Source organism: Novimethylophilus sp., from assembly GCF_036504375.1.
Lineage (GTDB): Bacteria > Pseudomonadota > Gammaproteobacteria > Burkholderiales > Methylophilaceae > Novimethylophilus.
This window is the reverse complement of the sequence record NZ_DASXVH010000027.1, coordinates 109,960-127,463: the sequence shown is the minus strand read 5'-3', so window position 1 is coordinate 127,463 and position 17,504 is coordinate 109,960. Positions and strand designations below refer to the sequence as shown.

The following is a 17,504-nucleotide window of genomic DNA, read 5'->3' as shown; positions in this document are numbered from 1 at the left end:
TGCAAATCGCGTAAATTACGACCCCATGCCAAGAATATTCGACAACATTGACCAGCGTCTGCTGGATGCTCTTCGCGCTACTCTCACAGCTTCACAACGAGCAGACTTTTGTATTGGTTACTTTAACCTGCGTGGCTGGCGGGCGATTGACGATCTGATTGAGAATTGGCGGGGCGATGCCGGTCAGGTCTGCCGTGTGCTGATCGGCATGCAACGTCCCCCGCAGGATGAAGTCAAAGCGCTTTACCAGCTTGCCGACTCCGACGATCTGATCGACAACGCCCGCGCCAGCGACATCAAGCACAAGTTTGCGGCACAACTTCGCGAACAGATCACATTTGGCCTGCCGACTTCTGCCGATGAAAAAGGCCTGCAACGGCTCGCCAGACAATTGCGCGAGGGCAAGGTACAAGTCAGATTGTTTCTGCCTTACCCACTCCACGCCAAGCTCTACCTGCTGTTCCGTGAAGACGCCAACAACCCGGTCACCGGCTTCGTAGGCAGCAGCAATCTCACATTTTCCGGCCTCTTCAAGCAGGGCGAGTTGAATGTCGACGTGCTGGATCACGATGCCGCCAACAAGCTCAGCGCATGGTTTGACGACCGCTGGTGCGACCGCTGGTGCCTGGATATTTCGGCGGAGTTGGCCGGGGTCATCGAAACCAGTTGGGCGCGCGAGACGCTGGTGCCGCCGTATCACATCTACCTAAATATGGCCTACCACCTGAGCGTGGAGGCGCGTGCCGGTTTGAGCCAATTCAGGCTGCCTGTCAGGTTTGAAGAAGAACTGTTTGAGTTCCAGAAAGCCGCCGTCAAGATTGCCGCGCGCCACTTGCACCGCCGGGGCGGTGTCATCATCGGCGACGTGGTAGGGCTGGGCAAAACCATGATGGCAACCGCTCTGGCACGCATGGTAGAAGATGATCTCAACTTCGAGACTCTCATCATCTGCCCCAAGAATCTTGTACCGATGTGGGAAAAGTACCGCGAACAATATGGCTTGCGCGGCAAAGTGCTGTCGCTGACTGAAGTTACTCACAAAACCCGCGGCCTCAAAGACCTCAAGCGCTATCGGCTGGTGCTAATTGACGAAAGCCACAACCTGCGCAACCGCGAAGGCCGCCGGTACAAGGCGATTGCAGATTACGTCAAGGAATGCGATGCCAAGGTCATCCTGCTCACTGCCACGCCATACAACAAAACCCTGACCGATCTTTCCGCCCAGTTGCGGTTGTTTGTGGAAGAAAAGCAGAACATTGGCGTGCGGCCAGAACATTTCATGCGGCTTAAGGATATGACTGACGCGCAGTTTGAACGCCAGTACCAATGTCCGCCGCATTCCATCCTCGCCATGGAAAAAAGCACAGAACTGGATGATTGGCGTGAATTGATCCGCCTGTACATGGTGCGCCGCACCCGCAGCTTCATCCTTCAGCACTATGCCCAGCCGGATGATAAAGGCCGTCGTTACCTTGAACTACGCAATGGAGAAAAACGCTACTTTCCCAATCGCAAACCCGTTTCGCTCAAGTTTGCCGTGGATGAAAACGACCCTGGCGACCAGTATGCCAAGCTGTATTCGGTGGAGGTGGTGGACGTCATCAACCGCCTGCACCTTTCGCGCTACGGATTGGGCAGCTACGGCAATCTGGTGGCACTCAAAGCCGCCACGCCTGCCGAGCGCAAGCAGATGGATGACCTGGGCAAGGCGGGCAAACGGCTGATCGGCTTTTGTCGCACCAACCTGTTCAAGCGGCTCGAATCCAGCGGCTTCTCTTTTCTACAATCCATCGAGCGGCATATCCTGCGCAATCAGGTGTATCTCTACGCCATCGATCACGGGCTGGCCATTCCCATTGGCACCCTTGATGCGGGCATTCTCGATGCTGACCGCTTTGACGAAGATGCCGAAGGCTTGAAGATGGAGCAGGAAGACTTGCTCGACGGCATCACCGAGGAGGCCGAAGATGAAACCACCAGTCAGGCCGAGACTATCTACAAGCAGTATTCCGAGATTTACGCCAAACGCTTCAAATGGGTAAGCTCCAAACTGTTCAGACAAGACTTGCGCGACCACCTGGCGCAGGACATCAACGCACTGTCTGATCTCATCAATGGTTACGGCATCTGGCAACCCTCCCAGGATAAAAAACTCGCCGAATTGCTCCGCCTGCTCAAACAGACGCATCCCAAGGAAAAAGTGCTGGTGTTCACCCAGTTTGCCGATACTGCGCGTTATCTGGGGCGCAGCCTGCAACAGCATCAGCTGGGGCATCTGGCCGTGGTCACCGGTGCATCCGCCGATCCTTACGCCGTCGCCTGCCGTTTTTCGCCGCAATCCAACGATGCGCAAATCAAGAAGGACGAACAACTACGCGTGCTGATTTGTACCGATGTGTTATCCGAAGGCCAGAACCTGCAGGATGCTGCTATCGTGGTTAATTTTGACCTGCCTTGGGCCATCATCCGCCTCATCCAGCGTGCCGGGCGTGTAGACCGCATCGGACAGCAGGCTGAGGATATTCTGTGCTACTCCTTCCTCCCCGCCGATGGCGTCGAGCGCCTGATACAGCTCCGTTCCCGCATTAACCAGCGCCTGTATGAAAACGCCGAAGTGGTCGGCACCGACGAATCTTTTTTTGAAGATGAAGATGCCGAAGCCCTGCGCAAGCTCTCCAGCCAAAGCACCGGCGCGCTGGACGACAAGGATGACGAAGTCGATTTAGCCTCCTACGCCTGGCAAATCTGGAAAACCGCCACTGAGAATGATCCGGCACTGGCGCGGGAGATTGAATCCCTGCCACATGTCATCTATTCCGCCAAGGCATACAACCCCACCATCCAGAACCTCGTGGCGGATGCCCAGCCCGGTACGCTGGTGTATGTCAAATCGCCCGAAGGCAATGATCATCTGGCTTGGGTGAATGTCCAAGGCCGGGCAGTGACGGAATCGCAATTTACCATTCTGCGTGCCGCCGAATGCAAGCCGGATGAACCCGCAATGGAGCGTGAAGAGCACCACCATGAGTTGGTGGCAGCCGGGCTTCAACTAGCGGTAGCCCAGGACAAGGCCATCGGCGGCAGCCTTGGACGCCCCTCCAGCCCGCGCCGCAAGTGCTACGACCGGCTCAAGGAATACGCCCGCAGCCTGCGCGGCTCCCTGTTTGCCGATGACGAACTGGAACGAGCGCTGGATGACATCTATTCACGCCCGCTACTGGAATCTGCCGCCGACACCCTCAATCGCCTGATGCGCGGCGGGGTCAACGACGAGCAACTAGCCGATGCCGTCAAATCGCTGCGCGAAGAAGGCCAGTTGACCTATACCGAAGAAGAAAATGCCCAACGCGAACCCAAGATTGTTTGCTCAATGGGGCTGATTGGAAAATAAAAACATGAGCAAAATCGCCCAACAATTGCAGTCATTCCAGTTTGTCGAGTTATTCAACCAGTTGGGGTGGGATGCACTGCGGGTCGGCTTGGAAAAAGAAGTGGGAAGTGAAATTTATTCCCTGCGGCCCATTGCCCAGAAACGCGGCATCCAGATACTGCAATGCTTACCCGGCGGCGATGGTGCAATTCCCCCGTACGCCATCCGCCAGAAAATTGAACGCAAAGTCACGGCGGATGCGCGCGAGCATCTCATCATCTTTACCGATGCCGAGCAAACCCGGCAGATATGGCAATGGGTTTCCCGCGCCACAGGCCGCCCAACCCAATACCGTGAAGTCAAATGGCAAGCCGGGCAATCGACCGAACTGCTGGAGCAAAAACTCAAGGCCATTACCTTCGATCTGGATGAAGAAGAAGGCCTTACCGTATTCGGTGTGGCCGAACGCCTGCGCGGCGGATTCGACCGCGACAACGTTACCAAGAAGTTTTACAAGGTCTTCCAGACCCAGCGCGATGCGTTTCAGAAATTCATTGAGGGCATTCCGTCGGATGACCATCAGCGCTGGTACACAACGGTTGTCGTAGACCGCCTGATGTTCCTGTGGTTCTTGCAGGAAAAGTTTTTTCTGAACGGTGACAAACGCTATCTGCGTAACCGGCTCGATACCCATCTTGCCGCTAATCCCGGCGTCAGCTTTTACAAGAGCTTTCTCAGCCCCTTATTCTTTCGCGGCTTTGCCGAAGAACGTACCGAGGCCAACCGCGCTGCCATCGAAGCCGAATTCGGCAAAGTGCCCTACCTCAACGGCGGCCTGTTTGCCGAGCACGAACTGGAACGCGAATACGGCGAGGCCATCGATATTCCCGATACTGCATTCAGTTCGCTATTCGCGTTTTTCGACGAATGGGATTGGCACCTCGACGAGCGCCCACTGGCTTCCGGCAAGGAAATCAACCCCGATGTTCTCGGCTACATCTTCGAGAAGTTCGTCAACCAAAAGCAGATGGGGGCCTACTACACCAAGGAAGACATTACCGAATACATCGGCAAAAATACCATCATCCCCAGCCTGTTCGAAAAAGTACGTGCCGAACACACTGCTGCGTTCGATGCTCATGCCTGGCCGCTGTTGCAGGAAGACCCGCGCCGGTATGTCTACCCCGCCATGCTCCACGGCTTACCTCCCTCTCCCCTTGCGGGAGAGGGCCGGGGTGAGGGGTTATACCCAGCCGAAATCGCCAACGGTCTGGACACCCAAGCGCCCGATCTGCTGGAGCGCCGCAAACCCTGGAACAAAACCGCGGCCCCCAGCCACGGCCTGCCCACCGAAATCTGGCGCGAAACCATCGCCCGCCATAACCGTACCCGTGAAATCCTCGCCAAGCTGCAAGCGGGCGAAATCAACAGTGTGGCCGACCTCATTACCTACAACCTCAATATCCGCCAGTTTGCGCAGGATGTGATCGAGCGCTGCACTGATCCGGCTTTGCTGCGTGCTTTCTGGGTGGTGCTGGCGGGCAGGCTGCCGAGAAAGAGTCACGAAAAATTCCGCCACGGCATGAGTGTGCTCGATCCAACCTGCGGCTCAGGCGCGTTCCTGTTCGCGGCGTTGCAAATCCTCAAACCACTATATCAAGCCTGCCTCACTGCCATGAGCGGCACACTGCTCGATGCCGACATATCCCCCTCGCCCGCAAGCGGGAGAGGGGCCGGGGGAGAGGGGGCTTTAGCTAACATCGAAGAAATCGTCGAACGCTTTCATGCGGCCGCCGTGGACAGGGTGCGCGACTACGCCATCACCAAACACATCATCGTGCACAACCTGTACGGCGTAGACATCGAAACGCAAGCCACCGAAATCGCCAAGCTACGCCTGTTCCTCAAACTGGTGGCGCTGCTGGAGCCGGGCGACGCCATAGAGCCGCTGCCGGACATCGATTTCAACATTCGCGCCGGGAATACGCTGGTAGGCTACGCCAGCGAAAAAGAAACCGAACAGGCTGTGACGCAAGGCAAATTCGATTTCGATGACACTTGGGGCAAGATCAAAACCAAGTTGGTTGCTGTGGAACAAGCTTATAACAACTTCCAGATACAACAGGTGCAGCGCGGCGGGCATGTCACGGTAGAAGACAAAAGAGATTTGGGCGATCAGTTGCACGAACTGGAAGAAACGCTGAACACCCACCTGTGCCGCGAATATGGCAAAGATCCCAACAACGGCAAACAGTTTGCGGCGTGGAAAACCAGCCACAAGCCGTTTCACTGGTATGTGGATTTCTATCCCATCATGGCGGCGGGCGGGTTTGATGTGGTGATTGGGAATCCGCCGTATGTTGTTTTTCCAAGCAAGGATGTGCCATATAGCTGCTTGCCAAATCAGTATGCTTGCGAAGCTACCAAGAACCTTTACGCACTGGTGGCGGAGCGCTCAAAGCGTCTAATCGGAAGTGACGCGCCGGTTGGGCTGATTGTTCAGCTTACATCTATGAGTTCTGAGCGGATGACCGCAATGCAAAACTTGATGGCAAAAGATGCGCATGCATTTATTCTGCCATTCCCCCGTCGGCCAGCATCGGTTTTCGAGGGCGTCGAAATGCCCACGGCTATCTGGATTTCACTTCCAAACAAAAAATCTAGTTTCGTGTCCTCGTCAGTTCGACGTTTTTACACAGAAGAACGCAGTACAGCTTTAGAGGTAATAAAGCTTTACTCACATGCCGATCGACGATTTGGGTTCCGGGTGGCTAAAGTCGATTCTGATATTGCAGCAAATCTGTTATCTCGGTTAGAAGGGGCGAATGTCATCGCTTCCTTGGTAAGCAAGGATCCAAAGGGCCGCGTTTACTATCAGGAAGCTTGTCGTTATTGGGCAAAGGCCAGTGCATTTTCTCCAAGGTTTATTAGGAATGGTGAGACTGTTGAGCAGCCCCACGGACGAATCCTTAGCCTTGCAAATGAGCAAGCAACTGGATTTGTGAATTGCCTTCTCAATTCATCCCTTTTTTATTGGTATTACTCCACACTTGCCGACTGCGAGCACATCAACGACTCTTTGATTCAAACTTTTCCATTGCCACTACAATGGGCTAATACAGATTGGAATGCGATTTCCACCGTCATTGACAAGACCCTTTCATCGTCAGCGAAGCCTAGAACTATTCGTACAAAGCAAGGCCACTTGATTGAATACGACGAAATAAATGGAAAATCTGCGCATGATCAAGTTAACACCGCCGATCAAGCCCTAAGTAAGCTATTTGGGCTGTCCAACGAACAACTCGACTACATCATCAACTACGACATCAAATATCGCATGGGGCTGAACGGCGCCGAGGATGATGCCGATGATTGACTTCACACCCGCCCAAGCCGTGCCGCGCATTGCGGCCATGCTCGCCGCCCACGAGAGCCGCACTCTCGATTTCAAACGTGTTTCCGGCAAGATGGTGGGCAAGGCGCTGGAAACCATCTGCGCATTCGCCAATACCGAGGGCGGCATTCTGGCCCTGGGGGTGGCGGATGAAAAACAGGAGAGGGGTGCCGCCCGGCTTTATGGCGTCGAGGAAAACCCCGAAGCGCTGGACGAACTAACCCGCAAAGTCCGCACGCAGTTTAACCCGCCGATAGAGTTTATCAGTTTCACCCGGTTGCCTTGCACCATGCGCGACAGCAAGGCGGGCCATGTGGTGCTGGTGCGTACCGTCAAGAGCGACAAGGTACATTCCATCGTGGATGATGGCACCTGGACGCGGCTGGATGCGGGCAACAGAAATATGGCGGCAGCGGAGATTACCGAGCTTTCGTATCGGCGCGGGCTGCGCAGTGCAGAAAGCGAGTTGGTTCCAGTTCCGCTGGAATTGTTGGAGACCGACACTTGGCGCAGTTTTGTCGCGGCACGCGGATTGAGGAGCGGCAGCTTCGCAGAACAGTTACAGAAGATCGGCCTGGCATCGAAGGTGGGGCATGAAGTTCAGCCCACCCGCGCGGCCGTGCTGTTATTCGCCGATGAGCCGGGCAGTTTGCTGGCGGCCCAAGGTTCGCGCGCCGATATTCGCTTGATGGTGTATGACGGCAAGCAGGCCGTGCCGGGGGCTACGCCCAACCTGCGCAAGGCCCCCAAGGCGATTCGTGGCCCGGTAATCGAGCAGATCGATACCGCGGTGAAGATCGTGCTGGATGAACTTGCACAAGGGCTGATACTCTCCAGCAGCGGCTTCAAAACCAAGCATCTATACCCAGAACGGGTTGTAAAAGAGGCCATCGTCAATGCAGTCGTCCACCGCGACTATCGATTGAACCGCGATATTTTCATTCGCCTGTTCGATGATCGCATCGAGGTGGAAAGTCCGGGAGTGTTTCCGGGCAACATCACGCCTGCCAATGTTGATAAGGCCGGCTCGAAGGCGCGTAATCCGCTGATTGCGCAAAATCTGCGCGAATTTCCTGTTGCACCTAACATTGATGCGGGCGAGGGCGTGAAGATGATGTTTGCCGAAATGGCCCAGGCAAAGCTCTATCCGCCGCAATATCGCCAGAATACCGAGACTGCGATAGAGAGCGTGACCGTGACACTGCTGAATCTGGAGCGCCCCACAGTGTGGGATGAGGTGAGCCATTGGATTGATACCCACGGAGCGATTGCCAATGCTGATCTGTGCCAGATTGCTGGCGTACATACCCTGTCGGCCTCAAGAATGCTCAAAGCTTGGGTCGATCAAGGGGTCTTGGTGCCACTTCCAGACCGTGCCAAGCGCAATATGGCTTACACCAAGCCGACACAGCCGCCAGATCAGCAGAGTTTATTATCAGAGGCTAATGATAATAAACTTTAAAACTGATATTTATCATTATAAATCAGTCAGATGAAAAACAGTTTATTATCATCCTGGCAAAAAGATGGGGTGGTTTCAGGCGTCGGCAATGCAACATATCTGGAGCTACCCCTGACGGCGTTTTTTGCTTCCCGTCGCTGTTCTGGACGCGCCATACGCGCAGCCATGGATTGGTCAGTGCAACAGGCAAGCATCAAAACCCCGCTGATCGGTGGTTTTCATTCTCCGCTGGAACAGTCGGTTCTGGAGGTCATGCTCGCAGCGCAAGCGCCCGTGGTGGTTGTGATTGCCCGCAAATTACAGACAGCAAAACTACCGGCTAAATGGCGGACAGCTATCGAGGCTGGTAACCTGGCTGTCGTTAGCATTACTGACTATACGCAACGTCTGACAACCGAGGTGGCGATGCAACGCAATCATTGGGCGGCGCGCCATGCGTCGAAGATTGTTATTGCCGAAGATTCGTCTGGTGGAAGTTTGGCTGTGTGTGCTGCGCAATGGCGGCAGGACGGGTATCCAGTAGAGTATTTGGCGGGAGCTTGAAGCAGAGTCGCAAATACGAGATGTTTGCTTGCAGTTTTATCACATCCAAAAACGGAAAATCATGAAAATATGTTTTATATCAATGGGTTTTTATCACATTGGATAAATGGAATGACCGCCAACAAGTTTATATGAAAGGGTGTTCTCTTTGACCGATGCAATCAGGCATATCCGCTAGTTTATTATCTTTCGCTCCAGATAATAAACTCAGAAATTCTTGAAAACCACAAAAATTCAATAAGATAACAAAACCGTTATTATCACGACGCGTTTTGCCTGGCGTGACAGGGTATTAGTAGTGGACGCGGCGATTAGCTATCGTACTGTCGGCTGGGTGGCATTTAGCCCCGACCTAACCTGCTCTTTGCAGATTAGGTTTCACTGAAACGCGGGTAGTGTCTCAGTTTGAAATGCCCGTGCATGACCGGATGATAATACACGGGTAAAAATAAAAACCCGCCTCGGCGGGTAGATAATTTAGAATGCTTTTGGCAATCCAGCTTGTTTCATTATGCCGTTTGCCGTGTGTCTTGATTTAATGGTGTGGTCTACTGGAAAACTTTTATTAGTTATTGGACTAAACCATATTTCATGGTCGCCTTTGCCGTTACGCTTAAAATAGCACTTATGCTCGATCAATATATCCTTGACCGCGTCACTAAAGTTATTCATTTACGCGCAGAGGCGCGTGTGCGATCGCTTCGCGTTCTGTAACTAGCTTAAATGGAATGTCTCCATCTGGAAGGCCGTTTTCTTCCAGGAGCTCTGGGATCATATTGATAAGCTTTGCAAGAAGCAACTCTGTAGTGTCTGCCTCAGTAATAAGACCTGGTACATCATCGCTCGATGCTACCCATACCCCAGCTTCATCATCCCAGTCAGCGACGACTGTGATTTTTCTCATTTCAAACCCCATTCATAAAGTCTATCAGCTATATCGGAAGCTATTTTGACTGCTTTATTTTCTTAGAGTCTAACCTAATTGAATTTGGATGCAATAGCAAGTTTAGTAATTGGTAGTCTGCCAAGCTTAAACATGGTACTGGCGGCTGAGATTATGCACCGCTTCGATCATCACTCCGGCGTTTTCTGGCGGGGTGAATTGCGTAATGCCATGCCCGAGGTTAAACACATGGCCGCTGCCCTTGCCATGGCTGGCCAGGATATTGGCGACTTCACGTTCGATCGCCTGCGGGGTGGAAAGCAGAATGGCGGGGTCGAGGTTGCCCTGCAGCGCGACCTTGTCACCCACGCGCTTCCTGGCTGCGCCGATATCGATGGTCCAGTCCAGCCCGAGCGCATCGGCGCCGATGTCGGCTTGTGCTTCCAGCCATAGCCCGCCACCCTTGGTGAAGACGACGCTGGGTACGCGGCGGCCTTCGCGCTGCTTGGTCAGGCCGGCGACGATGCGTTCCATATAGGCCAACGAAAACTCGCGATAGGCGGCATGCGACAGCGCCCCGCCCCATGAATCGAAAATCATCACCGCCTGGGCGCCGGCTTCGATCTGGGCATTGAGGTAAGCGATTACCGCTTGCGTGGTCACGTCCAGGATGTGGTGCAGCAGGTCCGGCCGCTCGTAGGCCATTTTCTTGATGATGAGGAAATCGGTGCCGCCCTGGCCTTCCACCATGTAGGTGGCCAGCGTCCACGGGCTGCCGGAGAAGCCGATCAGCGGCACGCTGCCGTCCAGCGCATGGCGGATCTGGCTGACGGCGTCGATCACGTAGCGCAAATGGTTCATCGGGTCGGGCACGGTGAGGTCGCGGATTTCCCATTCGTCGCGCAGCGGGCGCTCGAACTTGGGGCCTTCGCCCTCGGCGAAATACAGGCCCAGGCCCATCGCATCCGGTATCGTGAGGATATCCGAGAACAGGATGGCGGCATCCAGCGGGAACCTGGCCAGCGGCTGCAGCGTGACCTCGGTGGCGTAATCCGGGCTTTTGCACAGACTTAAGAAACTGCCGGCGCGCTTGCGCGTTTCGTTGTACTCCGGCAGGTAGCGACCGGCCTGGCGCATCATCCAGACCGGGGTGTAATCGGTGGGCTGGCGCAACAGCGCGCGCAGGAAGGTGTCGTTTTTTAAGTTGACCATTTATTAACCGCCGATGAACGCCGATGAGCGCAGATAAACGCCGATGAATTCCCGGTTTTGTCTGCGCTCATCGGCGGTTGATTAAGATTTAACGGGGCAAGGTGCTGCTGCCCATCAGGAATTCGTCCACTGCCCTGGCGCACTGGCGGCCTTCGCGTATAGCCCACACCACCAGCGACTGGCCGCGGCGCACGTCGCCGGCGGCGAATACCTTGGGTACCGAAGTCGCGTAGGAATGCGCGCCGTCGGTGGCGGCCTTGGCATTGCCGCGTGCGTCCTTTTCCACGCCGAAGGCTTCCAGTATCTTGACCACAGGGTGGGTAAAGCCCATCGCCAGCAGCACCAGGTCGGCCTGCATGTCGAATTCCGAGCCGGGAATCTCGTGCATCTGGCCGTCTTTCCATTCGACGCGGGCGGCGATCAGTTTCCTCACCTGGCCGTTTTCGCCCTCGAAACGCTTGGTCACCACCGCCCAGTCGCGCTCGCAGCCCTCTTCATGCGAACTGGAAGTCCTCAGCTTGATCGGCCAGTTAGGCCAGGTCAGCGGACGGTTTTCCTGTTCCGGCGGCTGCGGCATGATTTCGAACTGGGAGATCGACGCCGCGCCGTGGCGGTTGGAGGTGCCGACACAGTCGGAACCGGTATCGCCGCCGCCGATCACCACCACATGCTTGCCTGCCGCACTGATCGGGTTGGGGCCGTCGCCGGCTACCGCCTTGTTCTGCGGGATCAGGAACTCCAGCGCGAAATGGATGCCGTTGAGTTCGCGCCCGGGCACCGCCAGGTCGCGCGGCTGTTCGGCACCGCCGGACAGGACCACGGCATCGAACTCCTTGAGCAGCTGCTCAGGCGTCACGGTTTGCTTGGCGTCATTAATGATGCCTGCGCCCGGCAATTCCTTGCCTACCCAGACACCGGTGCGGAATTCCACGCCTTCCGCCTGCATCTGCTCGATGCGGCGGTCGATGTGATGCTTTTCGAATTTGAAATCGGGAATGCCGTAGCGCATCAGGCCGCCGATGCGGTCGTTCTTCTCGAACACCACCACGTCGTGGCCGGCACGTGCCAGCTGCTGCGCGGCTGCCATGCCGGCGGGGCCGGAACCGGCCACGGCGACTTTCTTGCCGGTCTTGTGCGTCGGCGGCTGCGGCACCACCCAGTCGTTCTCCCAGGCCTTGTCGATGATCGCATGCTCGATCGACTTGATGCCGACTGGGTCGTTGTTGATATTGAGCGTACAGGCGGCTTCGCACGGCGCCGGGCAGATGCGGCCGGTAAATTCCGGGAAGTTGTTGGTCGAATGCAGCACGGCAATGGCATGCTGCCAGTCCTGCCTGTAAACCAGGTCGTTCCAGTCCGGGATGATGTTATTGACCGGGCAGCCGCTCATGCAGAACGGGATACCGCAGTCCATGCAGCGTGCGCCCTGGACCTTGGCTTCATCGTCGGAGAGGTGAAGCACGAATTCCTTGTAGTTGTGTACCCGCTCGGCGACCGGCCGGTTGGCTTCGGACAGGCGCTGATATTCTAAAAATCCGGTGGGCTTCCCCATTGTTATGCGGCCTCCAGCAATTTTTGTTCGGCGAGTTCGATGAGCGCTCGTTTGTATTCGTTAGGCATGACTTTGACGAACTTGCCGCGGTGATCGTCCCAATTTTCCAGGATGGTCTTGGCGCGCAAGCTGCCGGTATAGGCCGCATGCCGCTCGATCAGATGCTTGAGCGTGATCTCGTCCGGCTGATCCATGTGATGCACCGCGTCTTCCGGTACGTCGTCGATGTGATGGACTTGCTCCAGCGACACCATGTTGAGATTGCAGCGCTTGGCGAACAGGCCATCCTCGTCCAGTACATAGGCGACGCCGCCCGACATGCCTGCCGCGAAGTTGCGTCCGGTCTGGCCAAGCACGACCACGGTGCCGCCGGTCATGTATTCGCAGCCATGGTCGCCCACCCCTTCCACCACCGCGCTGGCGCCGGAATTGCGTACACAGAACCTCTCGCCGGCAACGCCGCTGAAATAGCTCTCACCCGTCGTCGCGCCATACATCACGGTGTTGCCGACGATGATGTTGTCGTTTGAATCGCCGCGGAATGCCTGCGGCTTGCGGATGACGATCCTGCCGCCGCACAGGCCCTTGCCGACATAGTCGTTGCCTTCGCCGGTAAGGTTGAAAGTGATGCCGTGGGCGAGGAATGCCGCGAAGCTCTGGCCGGCGGTGCCGGTCAGGTTCACGGTGATGGTATCGTTGGGCAGGCCGTCGTTGCCGTAGCGGCTGGCGACCGCGTGCGACAGCATGGTGCCGGCGGTGCGGTTGATGTTGGCGATCGGCGTTTCGATGACTACTTTCTGGCCGTTTTCGAGCGCAGGCCTGGCTTGGGCGATTAGCTGGTTATCGAGCGCGTGGGCCAGGCCGTGGTCCTGCTCTTCGCAATGATGGCGCGCGACGCTGGCATCCATCTTGGGCTGGTAGAAGATGTTGCTGAAATCCAGCCCCCGGATTTTCCAGTGGTCGATGCCCGCCTGCATGTCCAGCAGGTCGGAGCGGCCGATCAGGTCGTCGAACTTGCGGATGCCCATGTGTGCCATCAGTTCGCGCACTTCCTCGGCGACAAAGAAGAAGTAGTTCACCACGTGCTCCGGCTGGCCGGTGAATTTGCGGCGCAGCACCGGGTCCTGCGTGGCGACGCCGACCGGGCAGGTGTTGAGGTGGCACTTACGCATCATGATGCAGCCTTCGACCACCAGCGGCGCGGTGGCGAAGCCGAACTCGTCGGCACCCAGCAGCGCGCCGATCAGCACGTCGCGGCCGGTCTTCATCTGGCCGTCCACTTGCACCGCGACGCGGCCGCGCAGGTGGTTGAGCACCAGGGTCTGCTGCGTTTCGGCGAGACCCAGTTCCCACGGCGTGCCGGCGTGCTTGATCGACGACAAGGGCGATGCGCCGGTGCCGCCGTCGTGGCCGGCGATGACGATGTGGTCGGACTTGGCCTTGGCCACGCCTGCGGCCACCGTGCCGACGCCGGTTTCCGACACCAGCTTGGTGGAAATCGAGGCGTTGGGGTTGGCGTTCTTCAGATCGTGGATCAGTTGCGCCAGGTCTTCGATCGAATAGATGTCATGGTGCGGCGGCGGCGAAATCAGGCCAACGCCCGGCACCGAGAAGCGCAGCTTGGCGATATATTCGGAGACCTTGCCGCCCGGCAGTTGGCCGCCCTCGCCGGGCTTGGCGCCCTGCGCCATCTTGATCTGGATCTGGTCGGCGGAAGCCAGGTATTCGGCGGTGACGCCGAAACGGCCCGAGGCCACCTGCTTGATGCGCGAACGCATCGAATCGCCCTTCTTGAGCGGAATATGGCTTTCGACGCGGCTCTTGCCGATCATATCGGCCAATGTGGTATCGGCAGCCACCGGCTGGAAGCGTACCGCGTCTTCGCCGCCCTCGCCGGTATTGGACTTGCCGCCGATGCGGTTCATCGCGATGGCCAGCGTGGTATGCGCCTCGGTGGAGATCGAACCCAGCGACATCGCGCCGGTGGCGAAGCGCTTGACGATGGCCGCAGCCGGTTCCACTTCCCCAAGCGGCACCGGCGCGCCGGCCGGCTTGATCTCGAACAGGCCGCGCAGCGTCATGTGGCGGCGGCCCTGATTGTTGATCAGCTTGGCGTATTCCTTGTAGGTGTCGTACTTGCCGCTGCGCGTCGCATGTTGCAGCTTGGCGATGGAATCGGGCGTCCACATGTGTTCTTCGCCGCGGATGCGGAACATGTATTCGCCGCCGGCATCTAGCGCCTGTGCCAGTACCGGGTCGTCGCCGAACGCGGCCTGATGCTGGCGCAGCGCCTCTTCCGCGACTTCGTCCAGGCCTATGCCCTCGATCTTGCTGGCGGTGCCGACGAAGTATTTGGTGATGAACGCCGAGTTGAGGCCGATCGCCTCGAAAATTTGCGCGCCGCAATAGGATTGATAAGTGGAAATGCCCATCTTGGACATCACCTTGTACAGGCCCTTGCCGACGGCCTTGACGAACTTCTTGTGGCCGTCCCTGGCGTCCGGCAAGTGTATGCCGGAAATGGTCTGGAACGTGAGCCAGGGGCACACGGCTTCTGCGCCGTAGCCGCCGAGCAGCGCGAAATGATGGGTTTCGCGCGCAGAGCCGGTATCGATGACCAATCCGGTGTTGGTGCGCAGGCCGCCTTTTACCAGATGGTGATGCACCGCACCAGTCGCCAGCAGCGCGGGTATCGCCAGGCGCTCCTTGCCGACGTTGCGGTCGGACAGGATCAACAGGTTATAACCGTCATGCACGGATTTTTCCGCGGCGGCGCACAGCGCGTCGATCGCGGCGGCCATGCCTTCCTTGCCCTGTGCCACCGGATAGGTCATGTCCAGCACCAGCGAGCGATAGCGGCCGTGGGTCAGCCGGTCGATCTGCTTCAACTGTTCCAGCTCTTCCGGCAGCAGCACCGGCTGGCTGGCTTCCAGGCGCGGCGGCGGGGTGGTTTCGTCAATGCCCAGCAGGTTGGGCTTGGGGCCGATGAAGGTCACCAGCGACATCACCAGTTCTTCGCGTATCGGGTCGATCGGCGGATTGGTGACCTGCGCGAACAGTTGCTTGAAATAGTTGTACAGCACCTTGGGCCGGTTGGAGAGCACCGGTAGCGCGCTGTCGTTGCCCATCGAGCCATTGGCTTCTTCGCCATTGATCGCCATCGGCTGGATGATGAACTTGAGGTCTTCCTGGGTGTAGCCGAACGCCTGCTGCACGTCGAGCACGTCGGCCTGCAATTCCAGCTTGGCTTCGACCTTGGGCAGGTCGCCCAGATAGATGCGCGATTGCTTGATCCACTCGCGGTAAGGCTTGGCCTGCGCCAGGTTTTCCTTTACTTCCGCGTCGTCGATGATGCGGCCCTGTTCCATGTCGATCAGGAACATCTTGCCCGGCTGCAAGCGCCATTTCTTGACGATTTTTTCCTGCGGGAAGGTGAGCACGCCCATTTCCGAGGCCATCATCACGTAGTCGTCCTCGGTTACCAGGTAGCGCGCCGGCCGCAGGCCGTTGCGGTCCAGCGTCGCGCCTATCATGCGGCCGTCGGTGAACGCTACGGCCGCCGGGCCGTCCCACGGCTCCATCAGCGCGGCATGGTATTCGTAGAACGCGCGGCGGTTTTCGTCCATCAGGCCGTTGCTGGCCCAGGCTTCCGGGATCAGCATCATCATCGCGTGCGGCAGCGAATAGCCGCCCGCCACCAGCAGTTCCAGCGCGTTATCGAAACAGGCGGAGTCGGACTGGCCGTCGTCGATCAGTGGCCACAGCTTTTCGAGGTCTTCACCCAGCACTGCGGACTTCATCGCTTCGTGGCGTGCCGCCATCCAGTTGACGTTGCCGCGCATGGTGTTGATTTCGCCGTTGTGGGCGATCATGCGGAACGGGTGGGCGAGATCCCAGGCCGGGAAAGTATTGGTGGAGAAGCGCTGGTGCACCAGCGCTAGCGCCGACACCACGCTCTCGTCCCGCAGGTCCTGGTAATAGGTGCCGACCTCCTCCGCCAGCAGCATGCCCTTGTAGACGATGGTGCGCGAGGACAGCGAGGGAATGTAAAATTGATGATTGTCTTCCAGCTTGAGTGCGCGCACTTCATGTTCGATGCGCTTGCGGATGACGAACAGCTTGCGTTCGAAGGCGTCCTGGTCGGCGGTGTTATCGCCGCGGGCGATGAATACCTGGTGCATCACCGGCTCGATAGCGCGGGCGGCGGCGGCGATATCGCTGTTGTTACGCGGCACATCGCGCCAGCCGAGGAAGTTCTGGCCTTCTTCCAGGATGATGCGCGCGATCGCCGATTCGCATGCCAGGCGGCCATTGCCGGATTGCGGCAGGAACACCATGCCGCAGGCGTAGTCGCCTGCCGCGGGCAGCGTAATGTCCTGTTTGGCGGCTTCCTTGCGCAGGAAAGCATCCGGCAGCTGGATGAGAATGCCAGCGCCATCTCCCAGTTTGGGGTCGTAACCGGTGGCACCGCGATGCGTCAGGTTGCGTAGTATCTGCAGCCCTTGCTGCACGATATGGTGGCTCTTTTGACCCTTGATGTGCGCAATAAAGCCGACGCCGCATGCGTCGTGCTCATTCGCCGGGTCGTATAATCCTTGCTGCTCTGGCATTTCCTGCCCCTGTCCAATCCCTCGTCAATCTTTTCGACAAAACCGTCACGCCGTACGCAAACCGAGGGTGTTCGCGACGCCTTCGCCCCGCAGCCGCGAGGCGATCATGAAATCTGGAGTGAAACCTTGTTATGTTACCGGGATCGGCCGTCCAGTTCAACCGTGACGTCAAGGCGGTTGTTTTGACGGCGTAGCCTTGACGTTGGACAAACGGATCGGTTTTGCGTTTGGGCATGTTTTATGCGGAACGAAGCCGCAGCGGACAAATCGCGCAGGCGCTGGCGGCTTGCAACCGCACGTTCAATATCTAGCAGTATCTAGGGGGCGTGGTGGTGCATGTGACTGAAAAAAGTTAATGAGATTTATCGGTTGATTTTGTAGGGATTGCTATAACTCATCAATAAACATTATTGATGAGTATGTGATACTGGTTTGACATTTTCTATAACGACAAAAACTCTTTAGGGAAGAGCCG

Annotated in this window: 8 protein-coding genes; 4 read left to right on the top strand and 4 right to left on the bottom strand. The window is 57.2% G+C overall.

Translation table 11 applies throughout. From position 1 onward, the window contains the following. Positions 1-25 precede the first annotated feature (25 nt). Genes VGK14_RS03180 through VGK14_RS03165 form a run of 4 tightly spaced genes read left to right on the top strand, consistent with a single transcriptional unit; the run spans position 26 to position 8,772 of the window. Positions 26-3,391, top strand: a complete 3,366-nt coding sequence (locus tag VGK14_RS03180) for a helicase-related protein (RefSeq protein WP_331507477.1) — start codon at positions 26-28, stop codon at positions 3,389-3,391. A gap of 4 nt (positions 3,392-3,395) precedes the next feature. After that, positions 3,396-6,749: an Eco57I restriction-modification methylase domain-containing protein gene (locus tag VGK14_RS03175; RefSeq protein WP_331507476.1), complete on the top strand. Its 3,354-nt coding sequence runs from the start codon at positions 3,396-3,398 to the stop codon at positions 6,747-6,749. Continuing rightward, on the top strand, positions 6,733-8,229 hold the full coding sequence (locus tag VGK14_RS03170; protein ID WP_331507475.1) for an ATP-binding protein: 1,497 nt from the start codon (positions 6,733-6,735) through the stop codon (positions 8,227-8,229). The genes VGK14_RS03175 and VGK14_RS03170 overlap by 17 nt, the downstream gene beginning before the upstream one ends. A gap of 30 nt (positions 8,230-8,259) precedes the next feature. After that, positions 8,260-8,772, top strand: a complete 513-nt coding sequence (locus tag VGK14_RS03165; RefSeq protein WP_331507474.1) for a hypothetical protein — start codon at positions 8,260-8,262, stop codon at positions 8,770-8,772. A 664-nt stretch (positions 8,773-9,436) separates the two neighbouring features. On the opposite strand, the gene VGK14_RS03160 is transcribed toward VGK14_RS03165, so the two are convergent. From VGK14_RS03160 to gltB, 4 genes are all read right to left on the bottom strand, one after another. After that, on the bottom strand, positions 9,437-9,688 hold the full coding sequence (locus VGK14_RS03160) for a DUF1902 domain-containing protein (RefSeq protein WP_331507473.1): 252 nt from the start codon (positions 9,686-9,688) through the stop codon (positions 9,437-9,439). A gap of 114 nt (positions 9,689-9,802) precedes the next feature. After that, positions 9,803-10,867, bottom strand: coding sequence for a uroporphyrinogen decarboxylase (gene hemE / locus VGK14_RS03155; RefSeq protein WP_331507472.1), 1,065 nt, complete (start codon positions 10,865-10,867; stop codon positions 9,803-9,805). An 88-nt stretch (positions 10,868-10,955) separates the two neighbouring features. Further along, a complete protein-coding gene (locus tag VGK14_RS03150) occupies positions 10,956-12,419 on the bottom strand; it encodes a glutamate synthase subunit beta (protein ID WP_331507471.1) in 1,464 nt (487 codons plus the stop codon). A gap of 2 nt (positions 12,420-12,421) precedes the next feature. Next, entirely contained in the window at positions 12,422-17,029 is a 4,608-nt protein-coding gene (gene gltB, locus VGK14_RS03145) for a glutamate synthase large subunit (protein WP_331507470.1), read from the bottom strand. Between the last annotated feature and the right edge of the window lie 475 nt (positions 17,030-17,504).

Bases quoted from the DNA above. Each gene is read 5' to 3' on its own strand.
- VGK14_RS03180 (WP_331507477.1), top strand. From the start codon at position 26: ATGCCAAGAATATTCGACAACATTGACCAGCGTCTGCTGGATGCTCTT.
- VGK14_RS03175 (WP_331507476.1), top strand. From the start codon at position 3,396: ATGAGCAAAATCGCCCAACAATTGCAGTCATTCCAGTTTGTCGAGTTA.
- VGK14_RS03170 (WP_331507475.1), top strand. From the start codon at position 6,733: ATGATGCCGATGATTGACTTCACACCCGCCCAAGCCGTGCCGCGCATT.
- VGK14_RS03165 (WP_331507474.1), top strand. From the start codon at position 8,260: ATGAAAAACAGTTTATTATCATCCTGGCAAAAAGATGGGGTGGTTTCA.
- VGK14_RS03160 (WP_331507473.1), bottom strand. From the start codon at position 9,688: ATGGGGTTTGAAATGAGAAAAATCACAGTCGTCGCTGACTGGGATGAT.
- hemE (WP_331507472.1), bottom strand. From the start codon at position 10,867: ATGGTCAACTTAAAAAACGACACCTTCCTGCGCGCGCTGTTGCGCCAG.
- VGK14_RS03150 (WP_331507471.1), bottom strand. From the start codon at position 12,419: ATGGGGAAGCCCACCGGATTTTTAGAATATCAGCGCCTGTCCGAAGCC.
- gltB (WP_331507470.1), bottom strand. From the start codon at position 17,029: ATGCCAGAGCAGCAAGGATTATACGACCCGGCGAATGAGCACGACGCA.